The sequence below is a fragment of the Acholeplasma oculi genome, from assembly GCF_900166985.1.
GTDB lineage: Bacteria > Bacillota_I > Bacilli_A > Acholeplasmatales > Acholeplasmataceae > Acholeplasma > Acholeplasma oculi.
Genome location: NZ_FUZK01000005.1, coordinates 34,986 through 54,368, shown reverse-complemented (window position 1 = coordinate 54,368; position 19,383 = coordinate 34,986). Strand labels below are relative to the sequence as shown.

The following is a 19,383-nucleotide window of genomic DNA, read 5'->3' as shown; positions in this document are numbered from 1 at the left end:
GTGAACTACCCACCACTTAACATTTTATGTTGAAGTGGGGGCTTCCTACCCAAACTAAAGTATTCTTTAGTGTCTCAGTAGGCTATCCCCGTAGTTCCTACGGTTCTAATAACTTATGCTAAGTTTTCAACTTTAAGTAGTTCTAAACCCTTATTTCTTATATTGACTGCTGCATTATAGTCTCGGTCCATATTTTGTCTACAATGCTCACAACTATATATACGTTCACTTAGTTTTAACTCTGTTTTTAAGTGACCACATCTACTACACATTTTACTCGATGGATACCACTTATCTATTTTAACTAGTGTTTTACCTAATCTGTTTAACTTGTATTCAAGTAAGGTGATAAATTTATACCAACCAAATCTTGAAATCTGTTTAGCGTAATGTTTGTTACTGGTTGCCATCTGCTTAAGGTCTAGCGTTTCTATACTTACACTATCTGATGTCTTGGCTATCGAATCTGATAGTTTATGTAAAAAATCTAGACGTTTGTTTGTTATACGCTCATGAAGTATTGCTACTTTATGTTGTTGTTTAAAATAGTTCTTACTTTGATCTTTTTGTTTCTTATTCGGTTGGTATCTTCTAGATAGGCTTGACTGAAGCCTTCTAAGTTTTTGTTGGTCCAACAAGATACTTTCCGGATAAGCATATCGATTACCTTCACTGTCTACATAAAAGTTTGTCATATCAAAATCAAGACCTATAGTAGTTTTTACTTCACATGGTGATATGACTGTTTCATAATCCAATAAGATTGAAATGTAATATTTACCTGTTTTACTTTTAGATACCGTCACTGATCGTAGTTTATAGTCTTCTGGTATGTGTCGATGTTTCTTTAACTTAACTAAGCCTAGTTTAGGTAATTTTATAAATCCATCTAAAACTTTGATATTTCCATTCACTATATTTGTAGTATAACCATAATCTTTCTTTCTTGCTTGAAAGTTAGGAAAACTGGTTTGTTTTGAAAAGAAGGACTTGAATGCACGTTCTAGATGAAGTTGACGATTAGCTAGTGCCAATGAGTCCACTTCATTTAAGAAACTAAAAGCCTCTTTATAACGAGCTGGCGTATTATATAACATCTCTTTAGTTGATTCATAGTGAGCGATTTTATCTGATAACATCTGATTCCAAATAAAACGACAAGCACCTAGTGTTTTAGTTATTAAGATTTGTTGTTCAGGGTTTGGATATATCCTAAATTTATATGCTATATGCATTTTTTTCACAGTCTTCCCCCTGCGTTTCAATGTACTGTTTTAAAACTTCAGTAGGTGCACCACCAGTTGTTAGTAATAAAAAACTTTTACTCCAAAAAGCTTCTTTCCATAAAAATTTCTTAATACTTGGAAATTCCTTTTTAATTAACCTTGAAGATGCTGATTTATAGGCATTAATAAATTTTGAAATCTCACTATTAGGGTGTGCCGTAAAAAGTATGTGAACATGGTCCACATCATGATTCCAAGTTTGTAAGGAGATGTTATATGTCTTTGCTATATTTATATAAATTTCTTTAAGTCGATTCGATATCTTCTCATCAAGGACTTCTCTTCGATAATTTATAACCAAAATAAGGTGAAAGTTTAATTTGAATACTGAATGGTTATTGTTATCGAAATTCTTCATATTAGAGCGCCCCTTAACTTTTATACTGAATGGTTTATTTAATATATTATACCATAAATCTGATCATAGTATACTATAAAAAATCAATTCATCCCCCACCTATAGAGGAAGGGGACTTCTTGATGAAATTGTTAAAAAGAATCCACCATATAAACTCAAAATCAAGCTTTTCTTTATTACCTTCAGTCATACTTCTTCTTGTTTTCCCATGATATTTTATTCTTCTTAGAACTGCACCATAAAGACATTTCCATCGGTTGAAATTAAAGATGAAGATATGGTCTGATTGTTCAAATCGTTTTATACCGATGGACTGATAGTTCCCATCGATGATAAATGAGTCTTTTTCAATAGCTTCATCTAACAACATATTTCTGATACTCGAATCTCTTTCCTCCCAATTGGTGAGAAATTGAAGCTTATCAATATATGTCACATCAATTTGATACAATTGACTAAGTTTATATGCAAAACTTGATTTGCCACTTCCACTAAAACCTACAACAGATATTTTCATTGATACATTCCTTTACTTTTTACTCGATACATCATCAAAAATATAAGAAGGTATCGCTCCTACATGTTGGACTGATTTTGTAGCAATGTCTGTTGAGAAACTCAAAATATTTGAATAATCAACCGTTAGTAGATTTGAAGTATCTATTTTTTGTTGTTGTAGTTGATACAAGAATGCACCCATAAATGCATCTCCTGCACCTGTTGTATCCATTACAGTTACAGGTTTGGCATGCTGATCATATCGTTTTTGTCTGGTGATAAGTGTTGCACCATCCTTACCTCTGGTTATTATAAGCATACGAATAGGTTTTAAGAAGAATGATTCGATTGCTTTTGCTTCATCAAGATTTGTTAAAAATTTAAGTTCTTCTTCTGAAACTTTAACGATATCTGATAACTCAATGAATTTCCAAACCGTATCCATTAACTTTTCTTTATGTTTCCAGAGACTTAATCTCAAATTAGGATCAAAACTTACTAAACCACTATGGTCTTTTATCTTTTTTATCATTTTCAAATGTGCATTTATATTTTGCTTGTTTTGTAAACTTACTGAACAAAAATGAAAATAGTCTTTTTGGAAGATTGTTGATTCAAGAGGTTTGATACTTAGCTTTTTATCTGCAGTATGTTCATCGTAAAACTTAAATGAACGATCATTATTTGAATCGAGTGTCACAAATGCAAGCATTGTTTTATCTTGAACTCTGGTAATATATCTGGTATCAACTTGATGTGTTATTAAAGTATCCATCAAAAAGTTTCCAAAGTAATCTTGACTAAGTGAAGTAATTAGTGCACTTTCACCACCCAGTTTTTTAACAGCAACACAAAGGTTTGCTGGTGCACCACCTGGATTAGGAACAAATAATTTTTTTGGATTTAATGTAAAGTCTATTAACATTTCTCCCATAGCATATATTTGATACATAGCTTAACCTCAATTTACTTAAGTATTTTTTTAATGATGGATTCTTTTTGTTTGCTAGATGGTAGGTATTTAAAAGATATATCGATTAATTTACTTTTAAATAAAACAGGTTTATAATGCGTAAACGTATCAAAACTATGTTTACCATGATACGTTCCCATACCACTTTTTCCAACGCCACCAAACCCTAAATGGTGATTACTGAAATGCATTAATGTATCATTTATCGTCATACCACCAGACTGTATTTTGGTAATAATATAGTCCTTAACATCTTTATTGTCTGTAAAAAGATATAAAGCTAATGGCTTATCTATGACTAATTTAGGTATTTCGGATAAATCCTTAAAGGTAAGTATAGGTAGTATTGGACCAAATATTTCTTCTTCCATTATAGGTGAATCTTTTTTAGGTATAAGCAGGGTAGGTGCTATTTTTGTTTCTGAATATTGACCACCATAAATAACTTCTTGACCATTCATCAAATTTTTTAATCGCTCATGATGTCTTTGATGAATAATCTTAGGATAATCTAATGTATTTAATGGATCTTTTCCATAAAATGATTCGGTAGCCTCAATAAAATACTTAATAAATTGTTCTTTATCTTTTTCTTGAATCAAAACATAATCTGGTGCAATACAGGTTTGACCAGCATTGATAAGTTTTCCAAATGCTGTTCTTTTAGCTGCAAGTTGAATATCTTTCGTATCGACTATGATACAAGGGCTTTTACCACCAAGTTCTAATGTTACTGGTGTTAGATGTTTACTTGCTGCTTGCATAACAACTTTACCTACTTTTTCACTACCTGTAAAGAATATATAATCAAATTGTTTTTCTAATAACTCTTGACTGACCAAGTGGTTTCCAGAAACCACTTGAACTACATCCTCAGTAAACACTTCTTTTATGATTGTTTTGATGATATGTTCTGTTTCTATAGCAAATTCAGATGGTTTAACAACAACTTGGTTTCCTGCTGCTATTGCCCCAATTAACGGCATCAAAATAAGTTGGAATGGGTAATTCCAAGGACCAATGATTAAGACTTTCCCGAATGGTTCAGGATATATAAAGGATCGAGAAGGGAAAGCAATGAGGCTTGATTTTACTCTTTTTGGTTTCATCCATTTCTTAAGTTTCTTTATAAATAAACTTAATTCTAATAATACAATTCCAATCTCAGTTGAATAACTTTCTTGACTGGATTTACCTAAATCTTCAAAAAGTGCTTGTTTAATCTCTGGTTCATATTTCAAAATTGTTTTTTTCAATGATTTTAAATAGTTTAGTCTTGTTAAATAGTCCATGATTATACTCCCTTATAGTGATTCTTGCATGATAGATGACAACATGATTGAATGTTGATGTCTAAATATATTATAAACGATTTTGTATATGACCGTATCAATTCGTTTTTTTGCCTCTAGTAAAGAAAAACTTTTATTTTTTTATTTTTTGCCTCTGAAAGGTGTTTTATTATATTGATGATAGGTTCCTTAAAAACAAAAAATGCCCTAGATGGGCATTAATTTGTTTTAACAAGTTCGTTTTATCGAACCAATTTAAGTTTGTTTTGGAGGCCCCGATCGGATTTGAACCGACGCATCAAAGTTTTGCAGACTCGTGCCTTACCACTTGGCTACGGGGCCAAAGCGCTATTATATTATACGTTTTGAGATACCAATTGTCAACAATAAGTATGAAGAATCTAAAAGCTTGTTAAAGTTACAGGATTTCATCATACTTATTGTTTTCTTGATATTATTTTTGTTTTTTTCTAGATTGAACCATTGGCTTTGAATCTATTGTTTGTTCAAGTTTTTTCATACGTTTTTGATGTTTATCTAAAAGTTTGTTTTTCTTAATTTCAAATACTTGATCAGATGCTTTTCTAATTGATTTTAGTGTTTCATTAATGTTTTGACTTTGTTCTTTCTTAAGAGATTCAACACTTTCACTTAAACTTGCTGTTTCTTTTAGAACATAAGATTTAAATCCATCTTTCTTCTCTCTATATGCTTGATCCAATTCTTTTTCAAGTTGATTTAACTGATCAAATGAATCTTGACTCAGTTTTTTCTTCTCTTCAAAGATGATATGTTGATGATTGTCGGTTAATTCTTTTCGAATCGATAACTCTTTATTTAAGAGGTCTTGATAATCTTTTTCTTTGATAGTTCTAATGATATCAATGACTTCAAGTAAATTCTCTTTTTTCTCGGCAGTATCAGCATCTTGAAACATCTTATCCATTAAGTCTTGATATACATCATTAATTTCTTCATGAAGTCTTTCTAGAATTAGTTTTGTTTCTATAGACTTTTTAAATGTCTCTTCAAGTTTGATCAATCGTTTCTTAAAGAAGTCTTTTCGATGCTTTAGATACTCCGTGTCCAATTGATAACCTTTTGCTTTAGAAAAGTCTATAGGATCTATTAAATTTACTGGTATTAAATCCTTATCCATTTGATAGGAATCATCGACAAATAAGTCATGTATATGTTCTTTACCCATATCGTGTGCGATTAAGGTAGAAATGGAATGTAAATGAAACCTATCGATATCTTCCATATAAGATGTCGATAGATTCTTTTTAGTATGTGTAATTTCTTCACCAAATTTCATTTCATGCAATCTATCCATATAGGTCCATAAATGATAAGCATTGGTAAAATCTGGATTCTTTTGAATCATTTGAGTTCTAACGATTGGAGGTGTAACTGTTTTATATTTCTTCATCGTTTGTACAAAAGGTGTATGTATTAAGTTACTCACTAATTGATACAATCTTTTTGTTTGTTCGATCATTTCTAGATTTTCGTGATAATAAGTACCCGGACCTAAATCATCCGTTTGTTTGATATCTAGATTTAATACATAGTTTGAGTCATTAAAACTAAACTTACTTCCAGATTTTAACGTTAATCTTCTTTCATCATGGAGTTTCTTTTCCATATCATTGATTTTACGATTTAAGAAATCTCTTAATCTAAAAATCAATGTCGTTACAAATCTATTTTCATATAAATCGAATTCAACGTCTGATTTTGGTGTCTTTAATTTTTCTGGAATAATTTCATTTTGATCCATACTTCGAATATACTCTGTATGTTGGCTTAAATGTTTAATGGATTCACTATCGATTTGTTTAACCTTTTCAACCGGTATAATTTCAGACTCAAATCTTAGATGAGACTTCATATTCTTAGTGATTCTATCAATTGAAGGAAAGTAAGACTCTATTTGTTTTAACCAGTCTTGGTTAAACTTTCTAAGTTCAACCTCTTCAACTAACGATACATCATTTTTCCCATTAAAATAGGCATCATAAAAATAAGATACAAAATCTGTTTCTTTTTCGAGTTGATTAAAATAACTTTCTAAAAGTTCATAATAAAGTGATAAATCATAATGTCTTTTCATACACTACACTCTTTTTAGGAAGTCTTGAATCATTTTCTTGGAGTATTTGAAACCATCTTCTCCAAAGAGTTGGTTTAACATGTCAATAAGTTCTTCTAATTCTCTTTTTAAAAACGGTAGGTTTAAGGATTCAAATTTACGAATCACTTTTCTAGCAATTAAATAATCTAGTCCATCTACTTGGTCCATACCACATGCAACATAAACAGGGATAAAGTTTTGAATCTGTTTAGTTATACGGTTACCAAATGCAATTTGAAAATTATCAACAATAAATTGATCCAGTGTTTCTAAACGATAAAGTAAATCCTCGTTCACTTGATTGGTTGTTAGTGCATCCTTAAACAAACGTTTTAACGCATCATAAGGCATTTGAATACCTTCTGTGTAAGGTGCATCAATCGGTGTAGATTTCTCATTCATTTCAATGGAAGCCACACGGTCATAAACTTTATCTGTAATTGCATAGGTGGAGTCATCTCTATTGGCAGTTCCTACAAACCAAACATTTCTAGGAATTTTTAGTTTACCCTTTTTCAAATGAATTGGATCATTTTCAACTTCATTAGGTACAATTCCTAATACCCATTCCTCAGGATTAGGCATTTCAAGAATAGATAAAAAGTCTGCAAAGTAGTATTCCACACGTGCTAAGTTCATTTCATCTAATACAATAATATCTACATCATTTCTAAAAGATGCTTCATATAGAGATTCTAAAAAGTCTGTTTCATTAAACTTCTTTGTAAATTCATTTAAGAATCCCATCATCTCACTTCTATCTCTCCATGATGGTTGAACGGATATAATACTTGCATCATTTTTAAAGAATTTACCCATAGCATAAGGAAGTGAGGTTTTACCTGTACCCGAAATACCTTCTAAAACAAGTGTTTGACTCGATGCCATACCAGCAAAGAACACGGATACAACTTTTCTTGTATAGTATAAATTTAACTGACTTGCAGAAAAGTTAATGAATCGATCGACTAACTCAGATAATGAAATAGGTTCTTTTAAAGCGGGTACAATCAGGGGTTTATATTGATATTTTTCATCAATCAGTTTAAGTCTAGTAAAGCGACCTAGAACTTCTGATTCAACAGTTGTATCAAAGTTTTCTTGAGATAATGACATCATTGCATGTTTTTCATCCAGTAAATAATTTACCTGATATTTTAAACTATCAATCTCTTCAATTAAAGCTTCTTTTTCATACTGGTTTTTTAAGAATCTTACATACTTCCTAAAAAGTTGAAATACGATAATTCCAAATCCAGTGACTAATAAAACCATTAATAAAATTGCTATAAAAGATAATATCCAATCTATTAAGGTAAATGTTTGTGATGCCTCATAATAATCATTAAAGTACATCATTAAGTTATCTACAAAAACACGGTAAAGTAATTGGAAAAATCCTCCAAAAAACTCTATAAAATGTTTAAATAGTTTTTCTATAAATGCAATAAACCAAGTGCTAAATTTTTCCATTTTAATCAACGAACCTTTCCTAAATCTTGGGGATTTTGACTGATGAGTTCCTCTAAGTTTATCCCTTTTTCTACCTCATGAGATGTGATAAATAACTTATCATCCTCTGAGTCCATTAAAATCTTTTGATACCCGTTATACCAAACCAATTGTCCTTGACTAAGTAACTTAGGAATCTCTTTTGAATCATTGGTCTTAACAATATCAAATATTGTTTCTCTATGTTCACTTAAGCCAATGATACATAAATCTTGTTGTCGTATTTGATGAATTAGTTCAGCATCCGGTACTCCAATTAAGTCAATATATATATCATTTAATCTGATGAAATATCTACCGATAAACTCTTTAAATGAGGATACACTGTTTTGTTTAAAATAAGCTTGGTCAATTTTGATCACCAGTATCGTATCCCAATCTTTTTCTTTTAACTTTTTAAACTCTTTAAATATCAAACTTAAGTATTGATGTGTCAAATAAGTCATCAAATGATGGTGTTTAGCTTCTTTAAATGCATCTTCTATTTTTAAGTTTTCCAATTGGAATATCGGTTGTATCCAGCAATTTTTAGGGTTTACACTGTTTTTTATGAGTTTGTAAGTAATTTGGAATCTTTCTTTATAAAAACTCGCTTTATATTTTAAATACATTTCATGATGAAAGGTATCTAAGGTTTTCGTGTCTTTTAAATTAGAAGTCCACTCATTTTGTTCTAATAAAAGTGCTGTTGAACGCTTTAAATCATGTATGAAGCTTAAGAAATCTTTTTTATGTTGATATGTATGATACGTAATTCTTAGACTTCTTTTAATGAAGAATTCCTCAGTTAAGTAAATCCCTTTTTGAGAGATTTGTTGAATCTCTTTGATGATTTCTTTTAATTCTTCTAACTTAACAAATTTGTGTATATAGATTAAGAAACCGTCATCATCTTCATTTAAGGAGATTAGAAATCCATTTTTTATAATTTTTTCAATTTCTTTGGAAAAGCACTCTAGGTACATAGAGATTCCATTTTTCTTCATATGTCGAATGACATGGAAAAAATCGTGGATCTCTATGTAGATTGCTGTCTTATATAGGTTTTTCTTATGCTCATTATCCTCCATCATTTGATAGCTCAAATCATTTTTGGATATTAAAACCGTGTGGTTAATCGCATGTTGTTTTTGATATTTTAATCGTTCTTTATATATTTTTTTATAAACAAGGTAGATACCTAAGGTCAATAATAAAACGCCTAAAAATGTAAATACCATGTTTTCTGTTTGACTAAGTAGTATATACATCTTACTTCCTCATATGCATACGATGATTTCTCTTGAAGAAATCTTTATCGATGGATTGCTTTTGATCTTTTGATTTTTGTTCTTTAATGATGATATAAACAATAGTTGCAACCCATAATAAGAATATAGATATCAACAAGAGTATAACAAACTCATTAGATGCTTCGTCTCTTTCAATAACGAGTTGATAGAATAAGACACTACCATCTTCTGCTTCAACCTTAATCATATAAACATTCGGTCCATATCCTAAATTATCAATTGTTGTCGATAGATTTTGTGATAGGTCTTGACCACCTTGGTGATTTAGGATAGACACTTTAGCTCTTGGATGGAATGCACTAGCGTCTAGTGCAATACTTGAATCCCCTGACTTAATTTGAATGTGGTACATATTTTGTTCAGCATCCATTTCAAGCTTACTACCATTTAATACTAAATCTTTAAGGCTTGCATCATTACTTGGTATATATGTTTTTGTTACATATATCTTATAAGCTAGTGTTTCAAGTTGGTCTGCAGAACGTACATAAATTGTAATATCTGTAACACCTGATGTGAGTTGATATGTACCAAAGCCCATGATTTGTGCACCAACGGTATCGACTGCTGCACCTGTTAAATGAATCCATGTCGTATCCTCACCGACTGTGATTCTATATACCATCTCTTCACTACTAAAGTTTAACGACTCTAGTAAATCAGATGTTGCTAAATTAAATGTTTCTTGATTCGTTGTACGAATGATTAACTCCTCTAATAATGCATTAGATTCTACATAAGAGATTGTAAGGGTATAAGTTTTAATCTCACCTTTTTGACTCGTAACATTGATGGAGTAAACATGTGTTCCAGGTATTAATGTGATACTTCCTAAATCCCCTGTTACTGAGGATGAATCTGATGCTTTAGTTGCAGATAACTCAATACTATCTTTTAAGTGAACAGGAATCATCACTTGATAGTTTAAGACTGATGGGTCAAATCCATCAATTAATGCGCCATCTATAAAGATTCCACTTAAATTATTATCAATTTCTGCAACACTTCTTGTAACAATAATTTGATACATATCCGATTGTACTGTGCCATCTAAAGATACAATATAAAATGCATATCGGATTTCATCGTTATTTCCAAATGTTTTTAATCCTGCCCCATAAACAAGTGCACTAGATGTTTCAATGGTTAACTGAGTGGATGTAATTGAGAATGGTACTTCAATTTCATATAAATAAATACTTGGATCAAAGACATATTCAAATGTATCTGTTAATCCTAGGTGTTTGATACCTTGATTATCTTCTAGTGAGATATTTGTTATAGAGATATCTTTGTTTAAATCAACTGCACGGTAAACAGAAATTCTATAGACTCCTAAAGTTCCGTCTTGAGCAAGTACTGTAACTTCTAAAATGGTATGATAATCTCCAGTAACTAATCCGTCTAGAATTCTTACACCTGTACCACTGACCCATGCATTGGCATTGCTTGCTTCTGCTTCAATAAATAATACGGATAGATTAACACCTGTTGGTATTTGAATAACATAATTTGTAATATCTTTATTAAATCCTGGATTAAATGAAATCACATTACCTAATAAGGACTCTTTTACTGTTAAATTCTTTAATGTTGCATCACTACTTGGTTCGCTTCTGTGAACTTCTAAAATATAAACTTCACCCTTGGTATTCGCCTCACTCATGACATAAACTTCAAATACATTAAGTCCTACTTGTAAGGATTTCACACCATGACCTACTATAGTTGCATAAGGTGAATGTGTTCCTAGTATTTCAATGGTTAAAACTGTATAATCGACCGTCAATTCATAAATCAGTTGATCTGGATCAAATGAAGGTGTCATCACTTGATTTTTAACAGATAGACTAAGAAGATCATTAGCAAAACTTAACGATGTAATCTTAATAGAATAAATTCTTTCAAGACCACTTTCAGAAATCACTTTAAATGTATGAATATTTACACCTCTTGAAATATGAATGATACCTGATGTTCCAATTAATGTTTGAAGTGCATTGTTTTTAGTTGCAACAATATTCATTTCTTGAACAATTTGTGAGTCTACTGTCATTTCATACTGTGTAACCTCAGGATCAAATCCATCAATTAAAACACCATTGATTTCAATAGATTTTAATGTAACATCATCACTTGGTGCCATTCTTTCAACATAAATTGTATAAACAGGTGAAATTAACCCCGTTTTAGATGTCATTGTAAATGTAATGGTGGTGCGTAGTTGATAGTCACTTTCTAATAAAATGGTTCCTTGTCTACTTGGTACAGCACCATTGGTATTACTTACTGTTAGATTTAAACTCGTAACCATGTAAGGTACTGTAATTTCATACGTTAACACATGATTATAGAAAGTTTTAGATGCATCTTTTGTACCTAAATAATTGATGTGATCATTTCCAATCAAACTTAAGAACGATACGCTATAATCATCATCTGGATTTACTGCTCTTTGTACAACAATATCATAGGTTCTGGATAATCCACTTTGAGATATAACCATCACACTAAATGTTTGACTGCTTGCTCCTGTTTGTGCAAGTAATACTTTATATCCGAATCCAATGACAGTTGAATCCAGTGACTCAGCTAATCCATCGATATGAATATTTTTGATATTTGGAAAAGCACTTAAATTAATTACATAATAGGTATTATCTTTATTAAATACGGGTGAAAGGGTTAATAAGTCACCTGTATCACTATCTGTAACAATTAAATCACTTAAATAATTATTATTGGATGCTTGTTTTCTAGTAACTACTAATGTATATTCAATACCTTTAATACCACTTTCAGATACTGCATAAATTTTTATCTCATTTATCCCAACATTCAGTGATTTTGATCCATCACCAAAAAGACTTGCTTTTAAGTCGTTTGCTTTTAATAGGATTGAGATAGATGTCATTTGATAAGGTACTTCAATACTTAATTGATACGCATTAAAATCTTCTATACGTTCAATACCTTGAATTTTAATAGACTCTAAAGTATTTAAATCGGAGAGTTGTTTAATTTCAATAATATAATCATTTCTAACACCTGTTTCTGATGTCACACTGATGATAAATATATTGGATTTTGTTAAATCTTTTACGCCCAATCCAATGACTGTAGAACCTGGTTTTAATGTACCGTCGATAATCACTTCTTCTATATCAAGCGGTATATTAATGGTATGTTTAAGAACATTTGGATCGAGTGTAATGACATCATTTCCAAAATTAATTGTTAAGGAATCTAATGTGTTTTCAGCAGAACCTGCTATGCGTTCTACGGTGATTTGATAAAGCTTGCCTAATGTTTGATCTTCTGCTTGAACTTGGAATTCAATGATGATTTCATTTGAAGGTGAAAGTGTATATGTTTTATAATTGGTTCCTATAACAAGTGTTGCTTTAGAAGGTAAAACCACTTCAAATCGAACATCTGTTACACTATATGGAACAAACACTTTGGGTTGAATCTCTTGTGTTGAATCAAATGTAATGTAATTCATTCCTTGATGGATCAGTTTCACATCATCGACATTGAGTTCATGTTCTGAACTTAATTGATTTGGAGCATTCTTAGTTATTGTGATTTGATACGTTTTAGTGATGTTATCCTCACTCTTTACAGAAACCATAATCACTTTATGAATCATACCACCTATAATATCTAGTGTATATTCACCAGTTCCAGTTGGTTGATAATTTGGGTTACTGGCAACTGCATCTACAAAAATTTGAGTGATTGTAGAATCAGGATTTAATGTAATTGTATATTGTAGTTTAGTAGGATCAAAAGCACCTTCATTAAATGGAATTGCTAATCCATTATGTAGTACTTCTAAACTAAAGAGTGTGTTTTGATTATCTGGATTTGCACGGTTAATTAAAATTGTATAGATAGGGCCTTGTGTACCAAATTCAGATACACCTTGAATGGTAATTGTATTAATACCTAATGCAAGTGTATAGCTTTGATTTCCAATGACTGTACCTAATGAATCATTTAAGATACCAAAGAGATTAAGCGTATCTACACTATAAGGAACATTGCCTAAGTTTAGCATGTAGCTTGCATTAAAATCAGCTAAACGATTTACCCCATTCACTTGAATTTCTTTAAAACTATGATTCGTTGATTTTAAGTCGATTTCAATCATGTATGTGAGTACATCCATGTTTTCTGCTCTAAAGACCAGTGGAATTGTCATTCCATCTGTTACATTTGAATAGTTTCCAAGACCTGTTGCAGTTGAGTTCAGTGCAAGTACTGCATCTACTCTAAGTGCACTCACTGTATCTGGTAGTGTTAATTTATGAAATTGTTTTTGAGTATCTAATTCATAAGTATCCGTACCAATAACAACACTTAATTCATGTGGTCTGTTTTCACTGCTTGCAGTTTTTCTTAAAACACTGATTTGATAACGCATGCCTAAAACACCAGATTCAGATTGAACTTGAACTTCAATAATTTTAACAACACCTGGTGTTAAATCATAAATGGATAATTGATTGTTGGTTACTAAAGTAGCACCAAGTGGTAAAGTTACATTGAGTTGAACGAAAGATACTTGATAATCCACTTCAAAAACCAATTGGTTTGTAAGTGATGGATCAAATGAAGTATATAGATTTGTTTGTTGATATAAAAGTTCAACATGATTAGACTCTAATTCAACATCGTCACTTTTTACAACCACAGTAATGGTATACGTTCTCTTCGTTCCATCCTCAGCAGTAACAAATACTTTATAGATATGTTCTCCTCTACTAATAACAAAACTACCTAAATCACCTGTAAGCTGAGCACCTGGATGGTTTTTGGTTGCATCTAAGACAGTGTTTAATGCATTTCCACTTAATTCAACACGGTAATTTAATGTATCTTTATTAAAATTATTGATATATTCAATACCGTCAATTTCAAGTGATAAACTATTTAATGAGTGATCACTACTTTGACTTAATTTGATCAGTTGTATCGTATATTCATCAGAGAGTCCATGAATACCGTCTTGAGCAACAACCTTAAATTTAAATTGGTGAATACCTGTACCATTGAGTGTATAAATTCCGATATGACCTTGTGCTTTAGCCAGTGGGTCATTTGGAATTACATCAATTTGAATGGTTTGTTTTGAAAAGATAACAGATCCTAAATCTAAAACTTTATTCGTAAAATCTGTTACATCATAAGTAACACCATCAATGATAATTTCTTTAATACTTGCATCTTGACTTAAACTTGCATTCTTTAACACATTGATTGTATAAATTGATTGACTTTGATCTTCGGCCTTTACAGTGATTTGGAAACTCACATTAAAACTCGCATCAGATGGTAAACTTTGTACACCAGTTTTACCTGAGAATGTCTTTTGATTTAATGGTGTTGCACCTAAAGTAGCCAATATTTCTATCGTTGTTCTTGTATCCGAACTTGGTAAAGTAATGACATAATTATATGTATTTGGGTGGAACACTAATCCATTATCAAATGATAAATCTTTAACAGATAAATTTTCAAGTGTTGAATCGGTTTGAGGTATTCTTCTGGTTAACTCAATAAATACGGACTCCGATTTTGTACCATACTCTGATGTATTATAAATTTCAAATCGGTTAAAGCCATGGACTAATGTTTTTGTTCCAACGCCTGTTAATACGGAATAACTATCTTGTTTAACTGCACTGATTTCAACTGTTAATTGATTAAAATTAAATGCGTCATTGAGTACATATGTTTTTCTTAAATCATCATAGGTTGCTATATCTGTAATAGCAACACCATCTATTTTAATATTTGAGAAATCAGAATCATCATTTTTAGATATGATTTGTATGCGATAATAACTGACTGTAACCATATCTTCTGCAGTCACTGTAATCGTAAAGTTATTGATTGCACCTGCAGTAATTGAACCTCCATTTTGAGGACTCACTGTAATTTGTTGATTGGAATGCCCCTTCAAATAAGTAATATCAACGAAACTAATATTTCTGTCCACACGTAGGGTATAGAGTTGATTTGCAACTGGTGTTTTTTCATCTATCAGTTTAGTTCCTTGATAACTCACTAATAAATCCTTTAATGACGTGTCATTAGAAGGTTCTAAACGGTAGACCTGAAATGTATAAATAAGGCCATCTGTACCATATTCTGAAACAGCTTGTATCGTAATTTCATTAAGTCCTGGAACTAATGAAACAACATAAGGGCTCACTTTAGGTTCACCATTAATTAAAATCGTTGACCACATGGAAGCCTTTTGAATATTAAATGTAATTTGTTGATGAGAGTACATTAAAGAACCCAAGTCATAATCTGTTTGAGTTTTATTAAATGTAAATGGTGAACCAGCATTTGCTGTGATGTTATTGATTTCTTGGTTATCATCTGCTCTCATAACAACAACAGTATAATCTCTATATCCAACACCTGTTTGATCATAAACTCTGATGACAAATGTTGTATTGGTAGGATAAAGAGTGAGTGTTGTTAATTCAGGTCCTGGTGTAATGGTATAACTTGAGTTTACACTTGTTAATGTAGGATTGATGGTTACTTGTGTAATATTATGATTGACACGTATCGCATAACTATATAGGGTTGGTGAGAAACCACTAATTAAATTCGCACCACTTCCTTGTGCTAATACTTCAAGTCCACTTAAAGATTTTGTTAAATCAGGTGCTTGTCTTTCTACTCTGATTATATATTGGTTTGGATGAACCGTTCCATCCATAGCAGTTACTGTGATGATGAGTTCATTCACACCATCTACTAAGTTAAACACACCACCTGAGTAATTTGTACTTGTTTGGAAACTTGCTTTTATATCGGATAAGATAATTTGAACTTGCATGGAGTTCTTAGAATAATTCACTTTACTTAATTCAAGAACATAGCCATTAAATGTTGATATCACAGGATATGTTAACCCATCAATGACAACATGATCTAAGGTAGATATCTGATTGGCTCTTTTAACTTCTATAATATATGTTTTATTCACTCCAGACTCTGATTGAACAACAACACTAATCATTGTTGTTTGTCCACTGGTTAGGTTGTGAACACCAAGACCTGATATAATTTTAGAACCATTATCTTTGGTTGTTGCAGAAACTGTAATATTAGAAATATTATCGTCAACTCTTAATGTATACGATAAAATAGATGGATTAAATTGTGGTGATAAGTTATGAATCAAACCACTAGATGAAAGTTGAAGTGTTTCTAAACTATTTTCAGTTCTTGCATATGATCTTGTAACACGTAATGTATATTCTGTACCTTTTGTACCAGATTCTGATGTTGCAAACACTTTAATCGTGTTTAAACCTTGAATCAAGTTCTTAGTACCTGTTTCATCACCACCCGTAGTGACAACGGATCTAGAGTCTGTTGGTGTAATGACTTCAATGTTAATAAATGTTGTAGGGTAATCCACTAAGATTTCATAAACAAGTGTTGTAGGATTAAAAACCAAAGGTAATGCTTGACCTAAATGATTTCTAACTAAGATGTTTGTGATTTGATTATTTGTATTAGCCGCTAAAACATTGACTTGGTATTCATAATATGTACTATCTTCTGCAGTGACACGGACAGTAACTAGTTTAACCTTGCCTCGTTCAAGCGCGATATTTGGATTTAAAGACCCATTATAAGTTACTGTAGATTTTGCTGATGTTTTTTCTACAATGACATTTACATTACCTGTATCACCTGGAACAATAATTGTTCCATATCCACCAGAAATTGGAGATTGTCCACCGATAAAATTAGGTACAGGTGTTGAATCTATGTAAAAACTATCTAGCGTTTTAATAGATTCTGCTGCAAGTCTGTTGACGACAATTTTATATTGTTTAACCGTTCCATTTTGAGCAACCACATCAACGACAAGTTGCATTGTCCCCATTTGACTTGTATTTACAAAGTCATGTTGCCCAATAACATAATTTGTTCCATTTTGATTTAAAGTTGGACCAGATTGACGGTTAATAATTGCTAATGGAGAAGATTGTAATTCAATTTGAATTTGAGATATTTCTTTAAATCCAAGTGTCATTGAATATGTATTGGTTAATGCATCAAACGTAAAGTTAGAAATATCATTAAACCCGTTTAAACGGTCTTTTAAAATAACCGATGTAATCTCTTTTTCATCAGATTCTTTGACAACTTGAACAGTCCATTCTTTAGTTTGTAGTCCATCGCTTGATGTTACTTTTATAATGACAGGATATGTACCTGCTGGTAAAGCAGATACATCCATCACTGTTCCAGTGACTTCACTATGTATAATTTCTACAGAACCACCTTCTTTAGCAGCTACTAAGAATTCAAGTGATGTAGATTGACTATTTAGTTTATATGTATATACACCTTGTAGTGGTGTAAGTGTTAAAGTTTGGCTACCATCTTTAATAGCTACACTTTGAAGTTCTGTTAAACTTGATAATGGTCTACTCACATGAACTGTATAAATCAATTCAGATAGATCCTCTGCAACTACTTTAAATTTAAATGTTTTAGATTCACCCTTATTTAAACTATAACTTGCTGAGTTTGCATTTTGTGAAATAACACTATAGCTTACACCTTGATCTAATGAAAGTAAGATGGTTGCTTTAGCATCCAGTGCTTTAATGTTGTAGTTAAATGTTGTCTTGGTTTCATCTAAGACATGATTGTATGTTGTATCCCCATTATAAATATCTACATTACTAATTTTTAAAAAATCTAAGTCTTTCTGACTGGATGCAGGTAATCTTTGGATGATGACATCATATGTTTTTGTTAATCCTGATTCTGCTTCTACTCTAAAAGAAATCGTCGTATTTCCTACAGGTAAATTGGTTTTAGTAAATGAGCTTCTTAATACATTATCAATAAAGAGTTTAGATTTACTATCGACTTTAGTTGCTGATAATGTAACCTGGTTATTAGAATAAGGTAGTGTTAATGTATAGCTTAAAGTTCCTTGACTAAAAACAGGGGTTAAAGTCCCTACGTTAGCACTGATGGATAATAAACTATTTTCATTACTCATTGGTGTAACAGTCACATTAATCTGGTAAACCTTCACTAAGCTACCGTCGGTTACCGTTACATTAATTGTGCTTCCAGATAGTATTGGGGTCGTAATGGTATCAATTGCGACACTTGCAGAAGCATTCTTTGTAGTTGGAGTGATCGTTAGACCGGATAAACTATCTTGGTAAGTGAGTAAAACATCAATACTTGTATCATCAACTCCAGTAAAATTGGATGCATTAACATATTGTGTATTGGAATTATTCCCTAAGATAGAGAGTGCTGTAAGATCTGCATTTTCTGCTTGCATGCCTATATTAAAAGATTTTATTGTTGAATTAGCAACATTATATTTATTTCCTAACCAGTCTCCAACCAATCCAGGGTTAAATGCTAACTCAAATTTAAAACTCTCAGGTAATTCTCCTAGAATGAAAAATTCTACAAATCCTAAGCGCGCTCCACTTGTTGATATATCTAAATCCATCTTGTTTGCTTCAACTACATTTCCTGAAGTGTAAAATGAAATTTTCTTTTCACTAATATTACTTACATCAGTATACCCATCTTGTTTAATTGTTGCATGAGGTACCCCTGAAAAAACACGACGAACTTGGTATGTCCATGTTGCTCCAACATATTCTAAATTAGGATCTAGATTCATAAATGTAGCCTCAATTGCACCTAAGTTTTTAGGTGTTGAAACGGATTTGGCCCAGATTTCAAGTTTTAATAAATCACCATTACTTGTAGCTAAATCCTCTAATTCTGCTTTTGTAAGTTCTTTTTCTCCAGTTTCGGTTTGAATCCAAAACTCAAAATCACTTGCAGCCGCATATGTTTTGTTATCGACTGAGACTATTAGTACAGTCATTAAGATGATGTATACCCATACACCGAATTGTTTTAAATATTTCATATGATACCTGTCTTTCTAAAAATGTTTAAATTGTTTTTAAATTTCTTAATATGTTAATTTGAATATGTTTT

The 19,383-nt window shown here is 31.4% G+C and carries 9 protein-coding genes and 1 tRNA gene; all 10 read right to left on the bottom strand.

The features are described 5' to 3' along the window. Positions 1–113 precede the first annotated feature (113 nt). The gene (locus tag B5X49_RS07425; protein ID WP_045749946.1) at positions 114–1,235 is read right to left on the bottom strand and encodes an RNA-guided endonuclease TnpB family protein; all 1,122 of its coding nucleotides are present in this window, start codon (positions 1,233–1,235) and stop codon (positions 114–116) included. Next, positions 1,219–1,644 carry an IS200/IS605 family transposase gene (gene tnpA, locus B5X49_RS07420; RefSeq protein WP_045748692.1) on the bottom strand — a complete coding sequence of 142 codons (426 nt, stop codon included), beginning with the start codon at positions 1,642–1,644 and terminating at the stop codon, positions 1,219–1,221. The genes B5X49_RS07425 and tnpA overlap by 17 nt, the downstream gene beginning before the upstream one ends. Positions 1,645–1,732: 88 nt before the next feature. Further along, positions 1,733–2,161, bottom strand: a complete 429-nt coding sequence (locus B5X49_RS07415) for a P-loop NTPase family protein (RefSeq protein ID WP_045748991.1) — start codon at positions 2,159–2,161, stop codon at positions 1,733–1,735. Positions 2,162–2,173: 12 nt separating this feature from the next. Next, the gene (locus B5X49_RS07410) at positions 2,174–3,094 is read right to left on the bottom strand and encodes a carbohydrate kinase family protein (RefSeq protein ID WP_045748990.1); all 921 of its coding nucleotides are present in this window, start codon (positions 3,092–3,094) and stop codon (positions 2,174–2,176) included. Between the two features lie 14 nt (positions 3,095–3,108). Further along, positions 3,109–4,407 carry an aldehyde dehydrogenase family protein gene (locus B5X49_RS07405; RefSeq protein WP_045748989.1) on the bottom strand — a complete coding sequence of 433 codons (1,299 nt, stop codon included), beginning with the start codon at positions 4,405–4,407 and terminating at the stop codon, positions 3,109–3,111. A 267-nt stretch (positions 4,408–4,674) separates the two neighbouring features. Further along, positions 4,675–4,749 (bottom strand) — tRNA-Cys (locus tag B5X49_RS07400). Between the two features lie 112 nt (positions 4,750–4,861). Further along, a complete protein-coding gene (locus tag B5X49_RS07395; protein ID WP_045748988.1) occupies positions 4,862–6,523 on the bottom strand; it encodes a DUF2357 domain-containing protein in 1,662 nt (553 codons plus the stop codon). Between the two features lie 3 nt (positions 6,524–6,526). Further along, positions 6,527–8,017 carry a hypothetical protein gene (locus tag B5X49_RS07390; RefSeq protein ID WP_052669910.1) on the bottom strand — a complete coding sequence of 497 codons (1,491 nt, stop codon included), beginning with the start codon at positions 8,015–8,017 and terminating at the stop codon, positions 6,527–6,529. A gap of 5 nt (positions 8,018–8,022) precedes the next feature. Beyond that, positions 8,023–9,306, bottom strand: coding sequence for a hypothetical protein (locus tag B5X49_RS07385; RefSeq protein ID WP_045748987.1), 1,284 nt, complete (start codon positions 9,304–9,306; stop codon positions 8,023–8,025). Between the two features lies 1 nt (position 9,307). After that, on the bottom strand, positions 9,308–19,312 hold the full coding sequence (locus tag B5X49_RS07380) for a cadherin-like beta sandwich domain-containing protein (protein ID WP_045748986.1): 10,005 nt from the start codon (positions 19,310–19,312) through the stop codon (positions 9,308–9,310). Positions 19,313–19,383: the final 71 nt, after the last annotated feature.

Excerpts from the sequence above, each read along its gene's own strand:
- B5X49_RS07425 (WP_045749946.1), bottom strand. The coding sequence starts at position 1,235 with ATGCATATAGCATATAAATTTAGGATATATCCAAACCCTGAACAACAA.
- tnpA (WP_045748692.1), bottom strand. The coding sequence starts at position 1,644 with ATGAAGAATTTCGATAACAATAACCATTCAGTATTCAAATTAAACTTT.
- B5X49_RS07415 (WP_045748991.1), bottom strand. The coding sequence starts at position 2,161 with ATGAAAATATCTGTTGTAGGTTTTAGTGGAAGTGGCAAATCAAGTTTT.
- B5X49_RS07410 (WP_045748990.1), bottom strand. The coding sequence starts at position 3,094 with ATGTATCAAATATATGCTATGGGAGAAATGTTAATAGACTTTACATTA.
- B5X49_RS07405 (WP_045748989.1), bottom strand. The coding sequence starts at position 4,407 with ATGGACTATTTAACAAGACTAAACTATTTAAAATCATTGAAAAAAACA.
- B5X49_RS07395 (WP_045748988.1), bottom strand. The coding sequence starts at position 6,523 with ATGAAAAGACATTATGATTTATCACTTTATTATGAACTTTTAGAAAGT.
- B5X49_RS07390 (WP_052669910.1), bottom strand. The coding sequence starts at position 8,017 with ATGGAAAAATTTAGCACTTGGTTTATTGCATTTATAGAAAAACTATTT.
- B5X49_RS07385 (WP_045748987.1), bottom strand. The coding sequence starts at position 9,306 with ATGTATATACTACTTAGTCAAACAGAAAACATGGTATTTACATTTTTA.
- B5X49_RS07380 (WP_045748986.1), bottom strand. The coding sequence starts at position 19,312 with ATGAAATATTTAAAACAATTCGGTGTATGGGTATACATCATCTTAATG.